19 protein-coding genes and 1 tRNA gene are annotated in these 17,563 nt (G+C 68.8%); 9 read left to right on the forward strand and 11 right to left on the reverse strand.

Going from position 1 to position 17,563, the window contains the following annotated elements; all coding sequences use genetic code 11:
* The first annotated feature begins 170 nt into the window (after window positions 1-170).
* On the forward strand, window positions 171-458 hold the full coding sequence (locus tag ACMGER_RS14240) for a MarR family winged helix-turn-helix transcriptional regulator (protein ID WP_436812786.1): 288 nt from the start codon (window positions 171-173) through the stop codon (window positions 456-458).
* On the opposite strand, the gene ACMGER_RS14245 is transcribed toward ACMGER_RS14240, so the two are convergent.
* From ACMGER_RS14245 to ACMGER_RS14255, 3 genes are all read right to left on the reverse strand, one after another.
* Window positions 455-1,309 (reverse strand): type II secretion system minor pseudopilin, encoded by an 855-nt coding sequence (locus tag ACMGER_RS14245; RefSeq protein ID WP_436812787.1) that lies wholly within the window; start codon window positions 1,307-1,309, stop codon window positions 455-457. The two genes, ACMGER_RS14240 and ACMGER_RS14245, sit on opposite strands and share 4 nt — an antisense overlap.
* A gap of 32 nt (window positions 1,310-1,341) precedes the next feature.
* Window positions 1,342-1,884, reverse strand: a complete 543-nt coding sequence (locus ACMGER_RS14250; protein WP_436812892.1) for a type II secretion system protein GspJ — start codon at window positions 1,882-1,884, stop codon at window positions 1,342-1,344.
* 121 nt (window positions 1,885-2,005) lie between these two features.
* Window positions 2,006-3,004, reverse strand: coding sequence for an ABC transporter substrate-binding protein (locus ACMGER_RS14255; RefSeq protein WP_436812788.1), 999 nt, complete (start codon window positions 3,002-3,004; stop codon window positions 2,006-2,008).
* A 152-nt stretch (window positions 3,005-3,156) separates the two neighbouring features.
* On the opposite strand from ACMGER_RS14255, the gene ACMGER_RS14260 reads away from it, so the two are divergent.
* From ACMGER_RS14260 to rpsI, 6 genes are all read left to right on the forward strand, one after another.
* Window positions 3,157-3,786 carry a hypothetical protein gene (locus tag ACMGER_RS14260; protein WP_436812893.1) on the forward strand — a complete coding sequence of 210 codons (630 nt, stop codon included), beginning with the start codon at window positions 3,157-3,159 and terminating at the stop codon, window positions 3,784-3,786.
* 50 nt (window positions 3,787-3,836) lie between these two features.
* Window positions 3,837-4,868, forward strand: coding sequence for a COX15/CtaA family protein (locus tag ACMGER_RS14265; protein ID WP_436812789.1), 1,032 nt, complete (start codon window positions 3,837-3,839; stop codon window positions 4,866-4,868).
* Entirely contained in the window at window positions 4,865-5,179 is a 315-nt protein-coding gene (gene cutA, locus ACMGER_RS14270) for a divalent-cation tolerance protein CutA (RefSeq protein WP_436812790.1), read from the forward strand. Before ACMGER_RS14265 ends, cutA begins: the two co-directional genes overlap by 4 nt.
* Entirely contained in the window at window positions 5,176-5,961 is a 786-nt protein-coding gene (locus ACMGER_RS14275; RefSeq protein WP_436812791.1) for a hypothetical protein, read from the forward strand. The genes cutA and ACMGER_RS14275 overlap by 4 nt, the downstream gene beginning before the upstream one ends.
* 124 nt (window positions 5,962-6,085) lie before the next feature.
* The gene (gene rplM / locus ACMGER_RS14280) at window positions 6,086-6,565 is read left to right on the forward strand and encodes a 50S ribosomal protein L13 (protein ID WP_436812792.1); all 480 of its coding nucleotides are present in this window, start codon (window positions 6,086-6,088) and stop codon (window positions 6,563-6,565) included.
* Entirely contained in the window at window positions 6,565-7,101 is a 537-nt protein-coding gene (gene rpsI / locus ACMGER_RS14285) for a 30S ribosomal protein S9 (RefSeq protein WP_436812793.1), read from the forward strand. The genes rplM and rpsI overlap by 1 nt, the downstream gene beginning before the upstream one ends.
* Window positions 7,102-7,277: 176 nt before the next feature.
* Here rpsI and ACMGER_RS14290 read toward each other — a convergent pair whose 3' ends face one another.
* The 3 genes from ACMGER_RS14290 to ACMGER_RS14300 form a co-directional block, all read right to left on the reverse strand.
* Complete coding sequence (locus tag ACMGER_RS14290; protein WP_436812794.1) at window positions 7,278-8,039, reverse strand: metallophosphoesterase family protein; 762 nt, start codon at window positions 8,037-8,039, stop codon at window positions 7,278-7,280.
* A complete protein-coding gene (locus tag ACMGER_RS14295; protein WP_436812795.1) occupies window positions 8,036-8,863 on the reverse strand; it encodes a diacylglycerol/lipid kinase family protein in 828 nt (275 codons plus the stop codon). The genes ACMGER_RS14290 and ACMGER_RS14295 overlap by 4 nt, the downstream gene beginning before the upstream one ends.
* Window positions 8,864-8,939: 76 nt before the next feature.
* Window positions 8,940-9,131: a hypothetical protein gene (locus ACMGER_RS14300; protein ID WP_436812796.1), complete on the reverse strand. Its 192-nt coding sequence runs from the start codon at window positions 9,129-9,131 to the stop codon at window positions 8,940-8,942.
* A gap of 202 nt (window positions 9,132-9,333) precedes the next feature.
* Between ACMGER_RS14300 and ACMGER_RS14305 the strand changes: the two genes are divergently transcribed.
* Window positions 9,334-9,407: transfer RNA gene (locus ACMGER_RS14305), tRNA-Gly, on the forward strand.
* A 188-nt stretch (window positions 9,408-9,595) separates the two neighbouring features.
* Here the strand turns inward: ACMGER_RS14305 and ACMGER_RS14310 are convergent.
* The 5 genes from ACMGER_RS14310 to ACMGER_RS14330 form a co-directional block, all read right to left on the reverse strand.
* Window positions 9,596-12,631, reverse strand: a complete 3,036-nt coding sequence (locus ACMGER_RS14310) for a TonB-dependent receptor (protein WP_436812797.1) — start codon at window positions 12,629-12,631, stop codon at window positions 9,596-9,598.
* Between the two features lie 89 nt (window positions 12,632-12,720).
* Window positions 12,721-13,638, reverse strand: coding sequence for a FecR family protein (locus ACMGER_RS14315; RefSeq protein ID WP_436812798.1), 918 nt, complete (start codon window positions 13,636-13,638; stop codon window positions 12,721-12,723).
* A gap of 1 nt (window position 13,639) precedes the next feature.
* Window positions 13,640-14,140, reverse strand: a complete 501-nt coding sequence (locus ACMGER_RS14320; protein ID WP_436812799.1) for an RNA polymerase sigma factor — start codon at window positions 14,138-14,140, stop codon at window positions 13,640-13,642.
* Window positions 14,141-14,209: 69 nt separating this feature from the next.
* Window positions 14,210-15,634 (reverse strand): CehA/McbA family metallohydrolase domain-containing protein, encoded by a 1,425-nt coding sequence (locus tag ACMGER_RS14325; RefSeq protein ID WP_436812800.1) that lies wholly within the window; start codon window positions 15,632-15,634, stop codon window positions 14,210-14,212.
* Between the two features lie 144 nt (window positions 15,635-15,778).
* Window positions 15,779-16,534: a competence/damage-inducible protein A gene (locus ACMGER_RS14330; protein ID WP_436812801.1), complete on the reverse strand. Its 756-nt coding sequence runs from the start codon at window positions 16,532-16,534 to the stop codon at window positions 15,779-15,781.
* A gap of 47 nt (window positions 16,535-16,581) precedes the next feature.
* On the opposite strand from ACMGER_RS14330, the gene map reads away from it, so the two are divergent.
* On the forward strand, window positions 16,582-17,403 hold the full coding sequence (gene map, locus ACMGER_RS14335; RefSeq protein ID WP_436812802.1) for a type I methionyl aminopeptidase: 822 nt from the start codon (window positions 16,582-16,584) through the stop codon (window positions 17,401-17,403).
* The last annotated feature ends 160 nt before the right edge of the window (window positions 17,404-17,563 follow it).

Consider the following 17,563-nt stretch of genomic DNA (forward strand, 5'->3'; position numbering starts at 1 on the left):
GTTCGATCGAACGAACAAAGTCAAGTACTGCATGGTGCCGTGCTCGACATCGTCGGCGCGATGAACCGGCCGCAGCGTGACGAGGTGCTGATCGAGGCGGCCGGGATCCGGCTCGACCGTGCGCTGTTCCCGCTGCTGGTCGGGATCGAGCGGTCGGCCCGATCGGGGTGGTGGAGCTCGCCGACCGCGTCGGGCGGGACTACACCACGGTCAGCCGCCAGGTGGCGAAGCTCGAGAGCCTTGGACTGGTCGAACGCCGGGCCGGCGCCGCCGACCGCCGCGTGCGCGAGGCCGTCGTCACGCCGACGGGCAAGGCGATGACCGACCTGATCGACGCCGCGCGCGAGCGGATGGGCCGCGCGATCTTCGCCTCGTGGGACGCGCAGGAGATCGACGAGCTGGCGCGGCTCAGGCGCAAGTTTGCCGACGCGCCGAACGACCAGCCGTCGTCCGGCTAGTTCTTCCTTGCCGGGAATGCCGGCGCGTCGGGCGGGATAGCGGCGTTCCACCAGCGCTCGACCGCCACCGTCTCGGGCGGCGCGCCGGGTTCGCCGGGGCGGCGCTGGATCAATGTGGCGCCCTGCTGGACGGTGTCGCCGATCGTCGCACGGGTGCGCACCCAGAAGGTGCTGGAGCGGAAGCCCGTCGCCGGCGGCATCGTGACATTCTCATCAGCCAGGTCCTTCATCGTCAGCATCCCCTGACGCTCGCGTACCTTGACCAGCCGATCAGCGACGACCGGATCATGGAACAGGATCGCCAGCATCTCGGGCGAGGCGGCGTTGAGGTTGATCTGCGTCTGGCCCGGCAGCGCGGCGACGAGCCGTTCGAGCTGCCCCGTCACCTCGGGATCGAGCCCGGCGAAGCGCAGCGGGCGCAGGTCCGTCACCGGTCCGGCGAGCCGCACGAAGGCGACCGCCTTGGCGATCTGCTCCTCGTCCAGCCCGACCGAGTGGGCGATCTCGCCGAACAGGATCACCGGCGCCGCCTGCCCGCTCATCAGCGCGTTGAGGTTGAAGCGCCCCTCGGCGTCGGCGATGACGAGGTCGAAGCTGCCCCCCTCGATCGGCGCTCCGCTCTCGGCGAGCGCGCCCCAGGGTTCGGAGGCGGCGTCGTAGTCGCGCTGCTCGGCCGCATCGCGGCGCAGCGCCACCACCGCCGACAGCTCGCCGCCGCGCACCACCGCCTGCGCCCGCGCCGCCTCGCGGGTGCGCAGCGCGCGGTCGAGCGCCAGCTCCTCGCGGTCGACCATCAGCAGCACCAGCCCGGCGGCGATCGCCACGAACATCAGCACGTTGATCAGGATCATGCCCCGCTCATCGTCGCGGGGGTGGCGTGGCGTCATTGCGCCGGCTCCGTCCTGGCGCGGACGGGCAGCAGGATCACGCGGCGGAGCCGCCCTTCCGGCCCCTGCCCCGCCACCGTCAGCTCGAGCTCGACCGCGCGCGGCCAGGCCGCGGCCGCCTCCTCATCGTCCGACAGCGGCCATTGCCTCTGCCAGTCCTGCTCGAAGAAGCGCCAGCGCGCGCCGGTCACGCCGGTGAGCAGGAGCTGCGGCCGCCCGCCGACGCTTCGGATCAGCGCACCCGCGCGCACCGCATAGGTCACCGGCACCGGCGGCCCGCCGAGTCCGGGCGCGGCACGCGTGAAGGTCAGCCGGTCGCCCCCGCCCGAAACATTGCCGAGCGCGATCTGCTCGACGTCGCTCGTCACCACCAGCATCGTGCGCTGGAGGTCGGCGAGCCGGTCGAGCCGGGTCTCGGTCCGCCCCTGCACGCCGAGCACGCCGTCGACCAGCGCCAGCCCCGCCACCGCGATCAGCGCGAACAGGACCAGGCTGATCATCAGCTCGATCAGGGTGAAGCCGGATTCGCTATCCCCCAGCGATACGTCACCCGGGCCTTGCGCCGGGGTCCACCGTGCCGCAAATCCATCCGCGTCGGCCCTTGCTTCACGGTGGATGCCGGAACAAGTCCGGCATAACGGGCAGGACTGGCGGCTCACCTCACGCTCCCCGCGAGGTCGCCACGCTCTCGTAACCGCTGCGCCGCGCCACCAGGATCGCGAGCTCGCGCGCGCAGCTTCCATCGGTGCGGAAGCGGGCCGCGCCGGTGACGCAGGGGAAGCTTTCGGTGCCGAGCAGGCCCGCGCGGTCGAGCTGGCGATTGGCGCGCAGCGTCCTGACGATGCCGGCCGCGTCATAGGCGAGCGCCGCCAGCGCGCCGGGCGCGCCGCCGACCTTCGCCTCGAATTCGGAGGAGAAGGTGCCGAACGACTTGGGATCGGGCGCCGCGATCCATGCGCCGTCGAGCGCCTCCAGCGCCGACGGGCGGTTGTCGAGCGCCTGCACGGTGCCGAGCAGCTGGATGCCGGTCGTCTTGAGGTTGCGCGCCGCCGCGAGCACCGCGTCGCCGCCGCCGGTCGCGAGAACCGCGTCGGGCGGTTCGCCGGCGGAGGGCAAGGGCTGGCCGGGCGCGACGGTGATCGCCCGCACGTCGATGCCGAGCTCGCCCTGCAGTGCCCGCGCCGCATCGATCGCCGCCACGCTCCAGGGCGTGCCGTCGCCGATCGCCAGCATCGACTTCACCCCGCGCGAACGGGCGTAGCGCAGCACCGCGCTGGTCGACTGCCGCGGAGTCAGGCCGAACACGAAGGCGCCGCTCGCCGCCACGCTCATGTCGTTGGTGAAGGCGATCACCGGCACCTTGCCCGCCACGGCGCCCGCCGCCGCGCGCGCTTCCTCGGCGGTGAGCGGGCCCAGCACCATCGCCACCTTGCGCCTCATCGCCTCGGCGGCGGCGCGCGCGGCGCCTTCGCCGGTGCCGCCGGTGTCGAGGAGCTGCATCAGCTTGCCGTTACTTTCGACGAGCGCGGCCGCGCGGCTCATGCTAAGGCCCAGCGCCGCCCGCTCCCCGGTGAGCGGGAGCAGCAACGCCACCGGCCGCTTGTCGGGCTTCGGCTTCCGCTCGGCGGCGACCAACGACGCCATCAACGACGAGGGCACGACCAATGACGCCGCTGATCCGACGAGGCCTGATCGCAGAAGCCTCAGAACGTCCCGGCGGTCCACTCGATCTCTCCGCAATTGCGCAAACCGGCGCGCGGCGCCGTCTTATCCTCTTCGCCGCGATCGGCATAGCCGCTTACGTGCTGGCGATGATCTGGACGATCCCGGCAAGCACCGTGTTCAAGAACCGGCCGTGGCGGACCGGCGTCGCCGGCACGATCTGGAACGGCGAGGTCGGCGTCGCCGGCGGCAGCGTGCTGTCCTGGCGATGGGCGCCGCTGCGCTCGCTGGTGGGACTGGGCTTCGCGGTCGACTGGAAAGTCACCGGCACCGACACCGCGCTCGGCGGCCGCGCGCTGCTGAAGCCGGGGCGCACCGTGATCGATTCGGTGAGCGGCTCGGCCGACGCCTCGCTGCTCCAGGCGCTCCAGCCGAACCTGTCCTTCACCTGCAATCTGGTGGCGCAGGCGGACTTCCCCCGCATCGTCGTCGGCGATTCGGGGCCGATGGCGGAGGGCCGACTCGTCACCGAACCGGGATCGTGCCGGACCAGACAGGGCGCCGTGCCGACCGCCGTCCCCTCGCTGCTGCTGACCGCCGAGCATATCGGCGACGAAAGCCGCCTCCGTCTCGTCCCTGCGACGCAGCGCCGCCGCACGCTGATGACGATCACGCTGGGCGAGGACGGCACGGTCGACGTCGGCATGACCCGCGATGGCGCCGCGGCCCTGCCGTTCGTCGGCCTGCCGGGCGGGGCGAGCATCAAGGGCGGGATGTAGCCGCTGCAACCCGCTTGGCGCCAGGCCCCCGCTCCGCTAACCCGCCTCCGATGCTCCGGCCCCCGCTCGATCCGCCGACTGCCCGCCCGATGGCGCTCGTCCGCTGGCTCTATGTCGTGGCCGCGCTGATCGTGGCGATGGTGGTGGTGGGCGGCATCACCCGTCTCACCGAATCGGGCCTATCGATCACCGAATGGAAGCCGATCAGCGGCATCGTCCCGCCGCTCAATGACGCGCAGTGGCAGGCCGAATTCGCCGCCTATCAGCGCATCCCCGAGTATCAGCAACTGAACCGCGGCATGACGCTCGCCCAGTTCAAGGGCATCTTCTTCTGGGAATATCTCCACCGGCTGCTCGGGCGGGTGATCGGGCTCGCCTTCGCGCTCCCGCTGCTGTGGTTCTGGGTCCGCAGGCAGATCCCGCGCGGCTATGGCTGGCGGCTGACGGCGCTGCTCGCGCTCGGCGGGCTGCAGGGCGCGATCGGCTGGTGGATGGTGACCTCGGGCCTGTCCGTGCGCACCGACGTCAGCCATGTGCGACTCGCCGTCCACCTCCTCGCCGCGCTGGTCATCCTCGGCGGCATCATCTGGACCGCGCTCGACCTGCGCACGCTTGCCCGCGCCTCCGTCGACAAACCGGCGCGGCTGACAGTCACGGGCACCGTCGTCCTGGTGCTGCTGTTCGTCCAGTTGGGCTACGGCGCCCTGATGGCGGGGCTCAACGCGGGGCTTGCCGCCAGTGACTGGCCGCTGATGAACGGCCGTCTCTTCCCCGCCGAGACGCTCGCCGGCCGCTCCTTCCTCGACGCGGCGATCAACGATCCCTTCCTCGTCCATTTCATCCACCGCTGGTGGGCCTGGGTCGCCTTCGCCGGGCTGGTGGTACTGGCGCGCAAGGCACGGGCGGCGGGCGACCGGCGCGTCTCGATCGCGATCCATTCCGCGGTGGGCATCCAGATCCTGCTCGGCATCGCGACGGTGATGACCGGCGTGCCGATCTGGCTGGCGGCGCTGCACCAGCTCGTCGGCACGCTGCTGCTGATCGCGACGGTCTGGGGCGCGCACGCGGTCGGCCGGCGATGAGCGACATCGCGCTGGTGCTGGCGACCTTCGCCGACTGCGCCGCGGCCGAGGCGATCGGGGCAGCGATGGTCGAGGAGGAACTCGCCGCCTGCGTCAACATCGCGCAGCCATGCATTTCGATCTATCGCTGGCACGGTGAGGTCGAGCGCGCTGAGGAAGTGCAGGCGCTGTTCAAGACCACGGCCGCGCTCGCGCCGCGGCTCGCCGCGCGCATCGCCGAGCGCCACAGCTACGACCTTCCCGCGATCGAGATCATTCCCGCCACCGCCGGGGAAGCGCTGGCGGACTGGATCGCCGCGTCCACCCGATGAGCGCGCTCGCCGCAGCCCTGATCGCCGTCGCACCGGCCGCACTGGTCTTCACCCCGCCGCTCGAGCGGCCGATCACGCTCGCGGTCAGCGAGACGCGCATTCTCGGCGGCGTCGAGAGCCACTTCGCCACCACGCGGCGGGTCATCTTCCACGCCCGCGATGGCGGCTATGTCGCCGAGATCGATACGCTGTCCGCCTCGGGCGATGCCGCCAATTCGAGCAACGCCATCGCCGAGGCTGGGCTGTCGGCGCTGATCGGGCATCGCATGGTCGTGACGCTCGATGCCGCCGGCCACCCGACCGCCGTCGCCGACCGCGAGGCGCTGTGGACACGGGTGGTCGACGCGATCGCCGGCGCCATCAGACGCCGCAAGCCGGAGGCGGCACCGCGCGGAGCCGACCCCGCGCCGGTCGCCATGCTGCGCGCGCTGCCGCCGGACCGTCAGCTCGCCATGCTCGCCAGCACCCTCTCACCGCTGATCGATCGCGCGGCGGCAACGGACATACGCGCACCGCACCCGGTGACGCTCACCATGCGCGCGCCCGACGGCGTCGTGACACCGCTTGCTGGCAGCGAACGCAGCGCGCGCGAGGCGGACGGGCGCATCCTCCTCACGCGGGAGCTGAACGGAGGCTCGGGGGACCGGCGCGTCACCTTCCGCCTGACGCAGCACGCCGATCCAACGACAGGGCTGGTGCTCGACTCCAGCCAAACGACCGAAATCGACAGCGGCGCCGGCCCCATCCGCCTGATCCGCACGTTCTCCGCAATCTTCGGGTAAAATGATACCCGTCAGCAAAGCCGCACTTTGCTTGACTTTCCGGCCTTCATCGCACAGAGGGCCGCATCCGCGCCGCTCCCGATGGGGCGGCGTGCTGCTTTTCTGTCATAGAGGTCCAAGGCCCATGAAGGCGCTGATGAAGACCACCAAGTCGGCCAAGCCGCACGAGGTGGAGAAGAAGTGGCATCTGATCGATGCCGACGGTCTGGTGGTCGGCCGCGCGGCGGTGATCATCGCCAATTTGCTGCGCGGCAAGCACAAGACCAGCTTCACCCCGCACGTCGACTGCGGTGACAACGTCATCGTCATCAACGCGGACAAGGTGAGGTTCACCGGCCGCAAGCTGACGCAAAAGCTGTACTACAAGCACACCGGCTATCCGGGCGGCTTGAAGGAAGTCCGCGCCGACAAGATCCTCGAGGGCAAGTTCCCCGAGCGCATCCTAGAGAAGGCCGTGGAGCGCATGATCCCGCGCGGCCCGCTCGGCCGCCAGCAGATGCGCAACCTGCGCATCTTCAAGGGCTCCGAACACCCGCACGCCGCGCAGAACCCGGAGGTTCTCGACGTCGCGGCGCTGAACCGCAAGAACAAGGTGGGCGCATAATGTCCGACAATCGCCAGTCCCTCGCCGATCTCGGCGCCATCGCCGCCGGTGAAGCTCCGGCCGTCGTTGCCAATGCCGACGTCGACGCCGCCGCGCCGGTCCAGCCCGTCGCGCCGACCGCGCCGCTGCGCGCCCAGGAGCTCGACAAGTTCGGCCGCGCCTATGCCACCGGCCGCCGCAAGGACGCGGTCGCTCGCGTGTGGCTGAAGCCCGGCACCGGCAAGATCACGATCAACGGTCGCGACCAGGAAGTCTATTTCGCGCGCCCGACGCTGCGCCTCGTCATCAACCAGGTGTTCGGCGTCGCCGGGCGCGAGGGCCAGTATGACGTGGTCGCCACCGTCAAGGGCGGCGGCTTGTCGGGCCAGGCCGGCGCGGTCAAGCACGGCATCGCCCAGGCGATCACCCGCTACGAGCCGGCGCTGCGCAGCCCGGTCAAGGCGGCCGGCTTCCTGACTCGCGACAGCCGCACGGTCGAGCGCAAGAAGTACGGCAAGGCCAAGGCCCGCCGCAGCTTCCAGTTCTCGAAGCGCTAAGACGCGTACGGTCGACCAAGATCAAAAGGGGCGGTCCGACATCGGGCCGCCCCTTTTCGTTGTGGGCCATCTCCCATCCGTCACCCCGGCAAAGGCCGGGTCTACCGGGAGGCGGGTCTGTCGGCAGACGAGGACGCTTAAGGTGACGGGAAACGCCGGAATGACGGGAGGGAAGACTACCCCGTCCCGCTCGTCAGATTGATGTCGGGCGCATCCATCACCCGCATGATCACCTCGATCGCACGCCCCTCGATCCGCACCTCGTTGAAGCTCGGCCGGCTCGCGCGTGTGCGGCTGGACAGCGTGCCGGCGCCGATCAGCCGCACCGTCCGCCCGTTCGCCAGGTGCGGGATGTCGAACGGATCATGGACATGTCCGCTCAGCACCGCGTCGATCCCCGCCGTCGCCAGCGCCGCCAGCGCGCGCCGGCCGCCCCGCGTGCGCGCATTGGCAAGCGTGCCGCCTTCGATCAGCGGGTGATGGCAGGCCAGCAGCACCACGCCGCCCGCCGGCACCGCCTCGACCAGCGCCAGCGCCTTCTGAAGCTCATGCGTGCTGACATGGCCCTTGGACCAGTTGAGCCGCCACTGAAACCGTGCGGTGGTCCGCAACGGCACCACCGATACGCCGTGAACGTCGAGCGGCCGCTCGATCATCCGCTCGAGTGCGAGGTAGCGTCTGTAAGGCGTGAGAAAGCGGGCGAAGAGATTGAAATAGGGCAGATCGTGGTTGCCGACCTCGACCGTCACCGGCTGCCCGAGGCTCTCCAGCCATTTCGCGGCGGCGGCGAACTCGCGCGGGCGCGCGCGCATGGTGAGATCGCCGGTCACGATCACCGCGTCCGGCACCTCGTCGCGGACCAACGCGTCGAACCAGGCGAGCGCGACGCGATCCTCGCTCCCGAAATGCACGTCGCTGACGTGGAAGAGCCGGATCATGCGGCCTTGGTGGCGATGAATATGTCGCGCGTGGTGCCGCCGGTGATCTCCGTGCCCGGCTCCAGTCGTTCCGCCTCGCCGTCGAACAGAGCGAGCATGGGCCGCGGCTCGGCGACGCGCAGCCGGTCGCTGTGCGTCTGATCGACGGCGCGGGCTTCAACCCAATCGCCGGTCACCCAGGTCCAGCCGAGGTCGGCGATCGACCGCCAGTCGCGTGCATCGACCCCGCGCACATCCAGCCCCGGCGCGTGCGGGCGCACGAACACCGCCTGATAGCGGCCGCGCAGCCCCGGAGCGCCGGCGATGCGGATCCCGCGCCCGAACGTCCGTCGCCATGCCGCCCGCGCCGCGCGCCACACGCCGCCGAGACGCCCGCGCCGCACCTCCTCGCGCGCGCGGAACCACGACGCCGCCGGTCCGACGATCAGGCCCACGAATGCGCGATGCGGCCCCGCCTCGATGAAGGGGATCGACACCCGCCGGTCGCGCTCGTGAGCGGCACGGATGATCTCGGCCGGATCGAGGCTGTCGTGGAGTTCCTTGGCGAGCAGGTTCATCGTGCCGCCCGGAAGGATCAGGAACCCGCCGTCCCATTCGGCGAGCGCGCACAGCGCCGCGTTGATCGTCCCGTCACCGGCGAACAGCACCACCGTGTCGACGCCGGCCCGGTCGAGCGCCTCAGCGGTCGGCAGGTCATCCTCGGGGAAGTGCGTGCGGCCGGCAAGCGTCAGTCCATGTTCGTGGAATACCGTCTCCAGCGCCTCGCATTTCTCGGCGGTCGCGGTGCCCGAGCCGGGATTGGTAATGAACCAGAGCGTCCTCATGCTGCCCGCCAACGCGCGAATCCGCCAAAGGACGCATGGACGGGACAGGATCGCCCAAGCTGCGGGCCGGCGCCGCTCATCCGATCAAGGCATCGAACTCGGCACGCGAGATCGTGGACCAGTCGCGCTTGGCACGGCGCTTCATCCTGGTCCGGCAGTAGCGGCAGATGCTCACGTAGCTGCCGTCGACCGTCGGCGCGATATGCTTTTCGGAGCGCTCGTGCCATCCCTTGGAGCAACGAGACAATCCGGCGATCCAGTTGAACATCTGGCCCTTTTCTCCCTACATCGGCCAGCGGCATGTGCGACAGGCGGTTGATCCAGGTCAAGCGTTCGGCCCGGGTTTCATGCAGATCTCGCAAGGCACGATCGGGATGGCCGCCGTGCGATGGCAGGATCGCAGCGACGAGCTTGCGCCTGCGCCAAGCTCGGGCTAACTGCCGATCAGCCTCAGCGCCGCGACGGCGAGAGCGGGTGTAGCTCAATGGCAGAGCAGAAGCTTCCCAAGCTTACGACGAGGGTTCGATTCCCTTCACCCGCTCCAGGAATCGACGGATTTCTGCGGAAAAGCGACGCAAATTTTGCGACGGTTTGATTCCCTTTTAGGGATGTATGATTCCGTTAGCCGCCCGCTGAAGCGTAGCGTTCAGCTTTTGGGATCGATGCTCGCCAGCATTCGGGATGCAATGATGCCCGAAGCAGACCGGCGAGGGAGAACGGCGCCGTTTCCGCTTAGAATTTCGCGCGGATGCCGAAATTGACGGTGCGGCCAAAGGTATGGATCTCGCTGAATTCGTTGCGATTGCCCGCATAGGACACCTGGCGCTGATCCAGCACGTTCACGGCCTGCACAAAGGCCTCGATATTGGGACGGATGCGGTAGCTTGCGCCCAGATCGACGATGCCGAACCCGCTCTGGTAATAGGACACGACATCCTCAACCGTCGGCAGAGAGGTCACCGACGCGCCCGCGTCGGTCAGGTAGCCGCTGCGATAGGTGTAGCTGACGTTGATCTCGAACGGTCCGCTCTCGAAGAACGGCGTGATCGAGTAGCTCACGTCCGAGACGCCCTGGATGCCGGCCGATTGGACACCGACATTCGCCAGGTCGAGCTCCAGCTTCGAGGTGGCGAAGGTCGCCGTGGCAGTCACGCCGAGGCCGAAGGACAGCTTGTTGGTGTAGCCGAATTCGATTCCGGAGATCGCCGCGTCGCCGACATTCCTCGGCGTGGCAACCAGGACGTCCACCGGCAGCGTAGATCCGTCCCTGACGGCGAACGCCAAGGTCCGCGTCTCGAAGTCCGACGCGACATAGTCGTGCACGTCCTTGTAGAAGGCAGCCGCGGTGAATGCCCCGAACCGGCCCGAATACCATTCGAACGACAGATCGAGGTTCCACGACGTGTAGGGCCGCAGATTCGGATTGCCTGCCGCCGCGGTGAGGTTGAGCGTCGGATCGGCGAGCGCGGCGGCGCCCTGGTTGAAGATGCTGGTCACGGTCACGCTGTTCGTGTTGATCGAATTGCGCAGCTCCGACAACGAAGGACGGGTCATCGCGCGTGCGGCGGCAAGCCGCAGCTGGATGTTGTCCTTGATCTTGAACGTGGCGTTGGCGCTGGGCAGCCACTCTTCGTAGCTGGCCCTCGTCGTCGTCGGAGTCACCTCCGTGGTTACGCCTCCGGCGGCGTTCGCGACGGGGGTGACGGTCGTGCCGCGAACGTCGGTTTCGGTCCTGACATACCGCACCCCGAGATTGCCTTTGACGGGGATGTCGCCGAGCGTCGCCGCGAAATCGAGCCTGCCATATGCGGCCTGAATGTCCTCACCGATGCGATAGGAGTTCTGGAGGTCCGCAGCGGTCGGGGCGAGATCATATGCGCTCGGGTTCACCCCGTCGAACTCACCGGCAAGCACATAGGCCTGGTTGAACAAAGCCCAGTCGACGTTCGTCCAGCGCTGCCCGCGCACGATCGACTGGTCGAACGCATTCGCCGGTACGGGGAACTGGAGAAACGCGCCCGTCCGCGTGGCGCCGTCGCGCAGCGCCGTCGTGCTCCGGTCCCGGCGCTGATAGTCGCGGTAGCGGTCGGATAGCTGACCGCCGAAGAGCACGCGCGTTATCTGCAGGCCGCCGAGGTCGAGCTCGGTGTCTCGGGACACGTTGAGCACCGCCGTCTTGTCTTCGTCTTCCGAATTGATCGGGCGGACCGCGAAACTCTCGAAGGTCATCTGCGACGGATCGGTCAGGTCCAGATCCGTGAAAAGTGCGCCCACCCGGGCGCGATCGACGACATCGCCGCGGAAGTCGAAGGTCAGATTGCCGCCGGCACCGCTTGCGGTTCGGTATTGAACCCGCTGGATCGGCGTATCCAGTTCACTCCGTGCGCGAGCGTAGCTGACCCGCGGCTCGATACGCCAGCCGCCAAGGTCGAGCCGCACCGTGCCGTTGACTTGCAAGTTCTCGTGAGATTGATCGAGGAACTCGCTGTAATTGCGGATGCGTGCCCCTCTGATCGTGCCCGCAACGAGGCGTCCGTCCTCCACGACGGCGGTCGACAGGTCCAGGCGGGACAGCTGGCTGGGGATGTAGTAGGTCAGGCGGCGTTCGGTGACCTCGTTGTTGAACTGCGAATAGAGGCCGTCGATGTCGATCTCCAGATTCGGTGCCGGTCGCCACTGCATACCGACGACCGCACTCAGCCGCTCCCGATCCTCGATCTCGAGATAGGGCTGCGCGTCCCCGGGCACCCTCAGCTCACCCAGCCCCGGGATCGTCGCCGTGTCCCAGCCGGTACGCAGCCGGTCGAACTGGACCTCGCGCCGCGAATAGGACACTCCTCCCAGCACACCGAAGGTCCTGTCCGCATTGCGCCAGCCGGCCGAGACCGTGCCGTTCGGGTTGACCGTATCGGTGCGCTCCTCATAGCCGGCGAAGGCGTTCATCGCGAGGAAGGAGTCGCGCTCCAACGGATTGATCAGCCGGATGTCGACATTGGATCCGATGCCGTTCTCGACCAGATCCGCGGTTGGCGACTTGGTGACTACGATGCTGTCGATCAGGGTCGCGGGCAGGACCTGGAGACGGAACTGGCGCCCGGACTGTCCCGAGTTGCGGATATTCTCGTTATACGCGAGCGGCATCCCGTCGAAGGTGACGGCCTGGAAGTTCGGGCCGAGCCCGCGCACGCTGATGAACTGGCCTTCGCCGGCTTCGCGCACGATCGTCACGCCGGGAACGCGCTGCAGTGCCTCGGCGACGTTGAAGGCCGGCAACTTGCCGATGTCCGCGGCGACGATGGCGTCCGAGATGGTGTCCGCGTCTCGCTTCACCTCCAGCGAACGCGCAACGCCATCCGAGAACTGGGCGGTGACCACGATGTCTTCCTCGTCCATCGCTTCAGCGTTCGCGGGCAGAACGGGCGGTGTCTGTCCGGCCGTCGCTTGAGGGCGGACGATAAGCGCACCGCTGGCGTCGCGCGTCACGGTCAGCGGCGTTCCGGCGATCAGCCGGCGCACGGCGGTTTCCGCGTCGAACTCGCCTGCCAGCGCCGGCGCGCGCAGACCGGCCACGGTCGCGCGGGTGAACAGGATGTCGCTCCCGCTTTGGCGGGCCAGCTGCTCCAACGCCCGATCCATCGGCTGCGCGGCGACGGCGATGCGCGTGCGGCGGGAAGGCGCCTGCGCCTCGGCGGCGCTCGTGGCCGCGAGCGTCGACAGGGCAAGCGCAAGCACCGCCGACCGGCAAAGCTGCCGTTTCAGGTTCGTCATCGGATGTTCCCCTCTCGCGCTCCCGGCGAGCGCCCGCCTCCTCGACGATCGCCCGGCGATTTTCCTCACCTTGCGGCTGAAATAAATTTTCAGCCGGCTGAGGAAATCCGGATGGAGTCGGGCTCGACGTCGACCCGCACCGGCAGCAGCACCGCAAGCGAACGGGCGAACGCCTCCGGGTCACCGACACGGTACATGCCGCTCAGCCGGATCGCCGCGGCCTGTGGGTCGGTCACGACCAAGGGTCGCTTGGTATAGCGGTTCATCTCGGCGACCGCCTGCGCCAGAGTCTCGTCGCGGAACGCAAGTCGCCCCCCTTGCCAAGCAACGAGGTCGTCCAGCTCGGGTCGATCCACCCGATCGGGCTGCCCCTCGGTCATGGCCATGCGCTCGCCGGACGCGAGTGGAACGATTCTGTCCGCCGCCTCGATGGTTGCGGTGCCCGCGATCGCCGTCAGCGCCACCTGTGCGCCTTCGCGCCGCACGTCCAGCCGTGCCGCCCGTGCCATCGCCCGCCGCGCACCCGCTTCGACCACGAAAGGCCGCGGATCGGAGGCGATCTCCAGGTCGACACGTCCACGGGCAAGCGACAGGGCGCGCATGTTCGAGCCGGCACGAAAGCGGATGCGGGTGGCGGTGTCGAGCATCACACGGGTGCCGTCCTCGAGGAGCAGGCGCCGCTGCTCTCCCACCGTGGTCTGGTACACGCCGGCCATGGCTTCGCGCCAGCCGAGGACCGATCCGCCGGCAATCACGATCGCCGCACCGCCGGCCATCACCGCGCGGCGCGACATGCGAGGCGCAGGGGCAACCGACACGCCGGACAGGCCGCCGGCCGATTCCCACACCGCCGATGCGCGCTCAAAAGCCTCGGCATGACGGGGATGAGCACCGAGCCAGGCGCGAAACGCCACCTCGTCCTCGCCGGTGCGGTCGTCCGCGTGCAGCCGCGCCAGCCAGTCCGCCGCCTGCCGGTCCGGTGCCGCCAGCTCGCCGCGGAAGCTCACGTCACCAATTCTCCATCCATTCGATCAGGTGCGCCATGGCCCGCGCGATATGCTTTTCCACCGCGCTCTGGCTGATTCCCAGTTCCTCGGCGATTTCGCGATATTTACGTCCGTCCAACCGGTGCATCAAGAAGATCTGGCGCGTACGCGGACTGAGCTGCTCGACGCCACCGCGCAGCCTCTCCAGGCGACGGCGTACGATGAGCGCCTCGTCCTGCAGGGGGCGGTGGTCCGCGACAGTGTCGGCCACGAGGTCGAGCGCGGCCATTGCCCCGATGCGGCGCTCGCGGCGATAGGCGTCGAGCCCCCGGTTCGCCGCCGCCCGGGCGAGCAACGCCGCCGGGTTCTCCGCAACCGCCTGCCGCTCGGCGAGGCCTACCCAGGCGTCGTGCAGCAGGTCCTCGGCATCGTCCCGCCGGGTCATCCGCATGATCTGGTCGCGCAGCTGCGTCCAGTGGCGCACCAGCAATCCGGCGCGTATCGGAACGTCCCTTGTCGCCATGCGATGGCGGCTAGGAAAGACCTGATACGGTTTCGTGACAATCCGGCGACGTGAGGATGACGCCGGGCATCAGCTGCGCAAATATATCGGGTTCGAATAGAACCACAGGTCCTGCCACGGATCTTCGCCCGAGGTGTCGAGCGCGGGTTCGTCCTCCTGCGTGCTGGTGCCGCGCACGCGCAGATAGGCGGCGGCGCCGTCCGCGGCGATACGGTGCTTCATGACGAGGATGTCGCCGTCCCGCCGCCAGTCGCTTGCGGTAAAGCGGCGGACGAGCCGGGTGGTCGGGTTGCGCTCGCCCGACTGGCCGGCTGCCGCCCCGGCGATCAGGTCGACATGGTCGACCTGCGGCACCTTGCCGCTGCCATTGGCCGCGCGGGCCGGACGGAAGCGGATGGTGACGATCACGTCTTCCCCCCGCCGCGCGATCAATGTCTCACCCATTGCGGCCGCGCGGGCCTGCCTCCCTACCGTGGCGGCGGTGACGTCGAGCCGGTCGATCAGCCCGCCGGTCGCCACAAACACGCGCCCCGTGCGAAGTCCGTCGAGGATGTCGGCCGACGTCCGCTTCGCATGGACCCAGGTCTTGGCATATTCGCCCGGCCAGAAGTCCGCGCCCCCCTCGCTCCAATGTCCGTGCGAATCGGAGGTGGCGGTGATCGTCCAGTGCAGCCCCTGGCCGAGCAGGGCGTCCCACCCACCGCCGATCGTGGCGACCATCTGGTCGAAGCCGCCCATCGTGGGATATCCGCCATAAAGGCCGCGGGAGCCATGCGCCTTGTCCGTCCCCGGTCGCGGGCGCGCGGCCTGGTGACCAGGCGCACCCTCCATGCCGACCGCAACGCCCGGAGCGGCGTCATGCCACCGACGATATTCTTCAGGCGAATGCAGGCCCCAGCGACCCAGCCCCGTCGCCGTGCGCGACGGATGGTTGCCGATGACGACCGGCGGATCGGACAAGCCCGCGATGTAGCGCAATGCGTCGATCATCCGCGGCTTGGTGTCGCGGGCGGGATCGGCGGGGAAGGCGTCGCGCTTGCCGAACCCATGCTCGATGCGGCGCAGCACGTCACGTTCGGCGGGACCGATCGGCAGGATCAGGCTGGCATGTTCGCCGCCGGGCACGTCGAACTCCATGCCGTAGAAGAGGACCAGTCCCGGCACGGCTTGGCGCGCGGCCACGACGTCGGGCCAGGCGCGCGCGTAATTGAGCTCCGAATGGCCGGGTCCACCGTGATCGGTCGACACCATCCAGTCCAGCCCGTGCCGGCGCGCCATCTGCGCGTTCTGCAGGATCGTGTGCGAGGAATCGCCCCCGATGATCGGCGTCGGCGCCTGATCGGGATGAGCGGGGTCGGACCGGTACTTGGCGCTGTAAACGCTGTGAACATGGTGATCGCCTGCCAGCCATTGCCGTTCCTCCCTCGGCGTTCCCGCCGCGGGAGCAGCCAAGCCCAGCGCGGCTAGCAACAGAGTCGTCGAAAGACGGTACATCGCTCCTCCTCGATCCAGACGGTCGCCCTTGGAGCGTTTGTAAGACAGCGACGTGACGGCGAGCGCTTGCAGGCCAGCTCGAGCTGGCCTCGATCGCCGCGCGCTGCGCGGGCGCGCCGGGATCGATGTCGACTACGGAGGAGATCAGATTCCGCCGCTGACCACTTCGCACCCCGCCATTTCGAGCGCCGCGGTGAGATCGGCGATGCAGGCATCGACCAGCGCCTGTTCGGTTCCGCGGGCCACGAAATTGGCGCCGACTCGACCATCCCGGAAGAAGGGATAGCTGCCGATCGCAACGCCTTCGTGGCTACGCTCGACCTCGCGCAGCAGGTCGGCGACCTCGCTTTCCGGCACCCAGCAGCCGATCGTCGCCGAGAGTACCGGGCGGCCGCCTTCGAGCTGGCCGGTCAGAGCGTCGAGCATTCCGGCGGTGATGTGCGGCACGCCCGCCATGACGAACAGGTTGCCGATGCGGATACCCGGCGCGCCCGACATGCGGTTGGGGATGAGCTCGGCGCCGGCCGGCACCCGCGCCATCCGCATCCGCGCCTCGGTGAGGCCGCCGCGGGTCTTGTAATAGCGCTCCAGCACCGCCAGCGCTTCGGAATGGTAGACCACCGCCACGCCCAGCGCCTTCGCCACGGCGTCGACGGTGATGTCGTCGTGCGTCGGCCCGATGCCGCCGGTGGTGAAAAGATAGTCGTTGCGCGCACGCAGCGCGTTCACCGCCTCGACGATCGCCTCCTCGACGTCGGGCACGATCCTGACCTCGGCAAGGCGGATGCCCTGCACGTTGAGCCAGGTCGCGATCTGCGCGACGTTCCTGTCCTGCGTGCGACCCGAGAGGATCTCGTCGCCGATCACCGCAAGCGCGGCTGTCCAGATCCTCTCGCCCATGGCTTCGCCCCATAGCGAAACCGTGTGTTCCTCGCTATATGGCGGCGATGACCGAATATGTGACCGCCGACGCCCCGCTGACGCGCACGGGCGCGATCCGCCTCCATCGCCCGGAGGATTTCGAGGGGATGCGCCGCGCCGGCCGGCTCGCCGCCGAGGTGCTCGATGCGGTCGTGCCGCACATGGTGCCCGGCGTCACCACCGCCGAGATCGACGACATCGTCCGCAAGACCGTCGAGACGGCGGGCGGCATTCCGGCAACGCTCGGTTATCGCGGCTACACCCATTCGAGCTGCATCTCGATCAACCATGTCGTCTGCCACGGCATCCCGAGCGACCGCGTCCTCAAGGACGGCGACATCGTCAACGTCGACGTGACGCCGATCCTCGACGGATGGCATGGCGACTCGAGCCGCATGTATCTGATCGGCGACGTGCCCTTGAAGGCGAAGCGGCTGGTCGAGGTCACCCATGAATGCCTGATGCTCGGCATCGAGCAGGCGAGGCCCGGCAACCATCTCGGCGACATCGGCTATGCGATCCAGAAACATGCCGAGAAGCACCGCTTCGGCGTGGTCCGCGATTTCTGCGGCCATGGCCTGGGGCGCCTGTTCCACGACGCGCCCGAGGTGGTGCACGTCGGCCGCCCCGGCACCGGGCCGGAGCTTCGCCCCGGCATGTTCTTCACGATCGAGCCGATGATCAACATCGGCAAGCCCGACGTGAAGCTGCTCGACGACGGCTGGACCGCGGTGACGCGGGACCGCTCGCTGTCGGCGCAGTTCGAGCATTCGATCGGCATCACCGAGGACGGCTGCGAGATCTTCACGCTCTCGCCCGGCGGGTTCGACAAGCCGCCTTACGCTTAGGTCGTGTCGGCAGCTGAGGTTCAGTCTTTCCTTCTTCGTCACCCCGGCCTTGTGCCGGGGTCCACTCAACCTCACTGGCGACGCTGGAACCTCCAGCCCAGCCCAGCCTCCCGGTGGACCCCGGCACAAGGCCGGGGTGACGGGTGGTAGTTGGGCCAAT

Origin of the sequence: Sphingomonas astragali, assembly GCF_051400615.1 — a bacterium.
In the GTDB taxonomy this organism is placed as follows: domain Bacteria; phylum Pseudomonadota; class Alphaproteobacteria; order Sphingomonadales; family Sphingomonadaceae; genus Sphingomonas.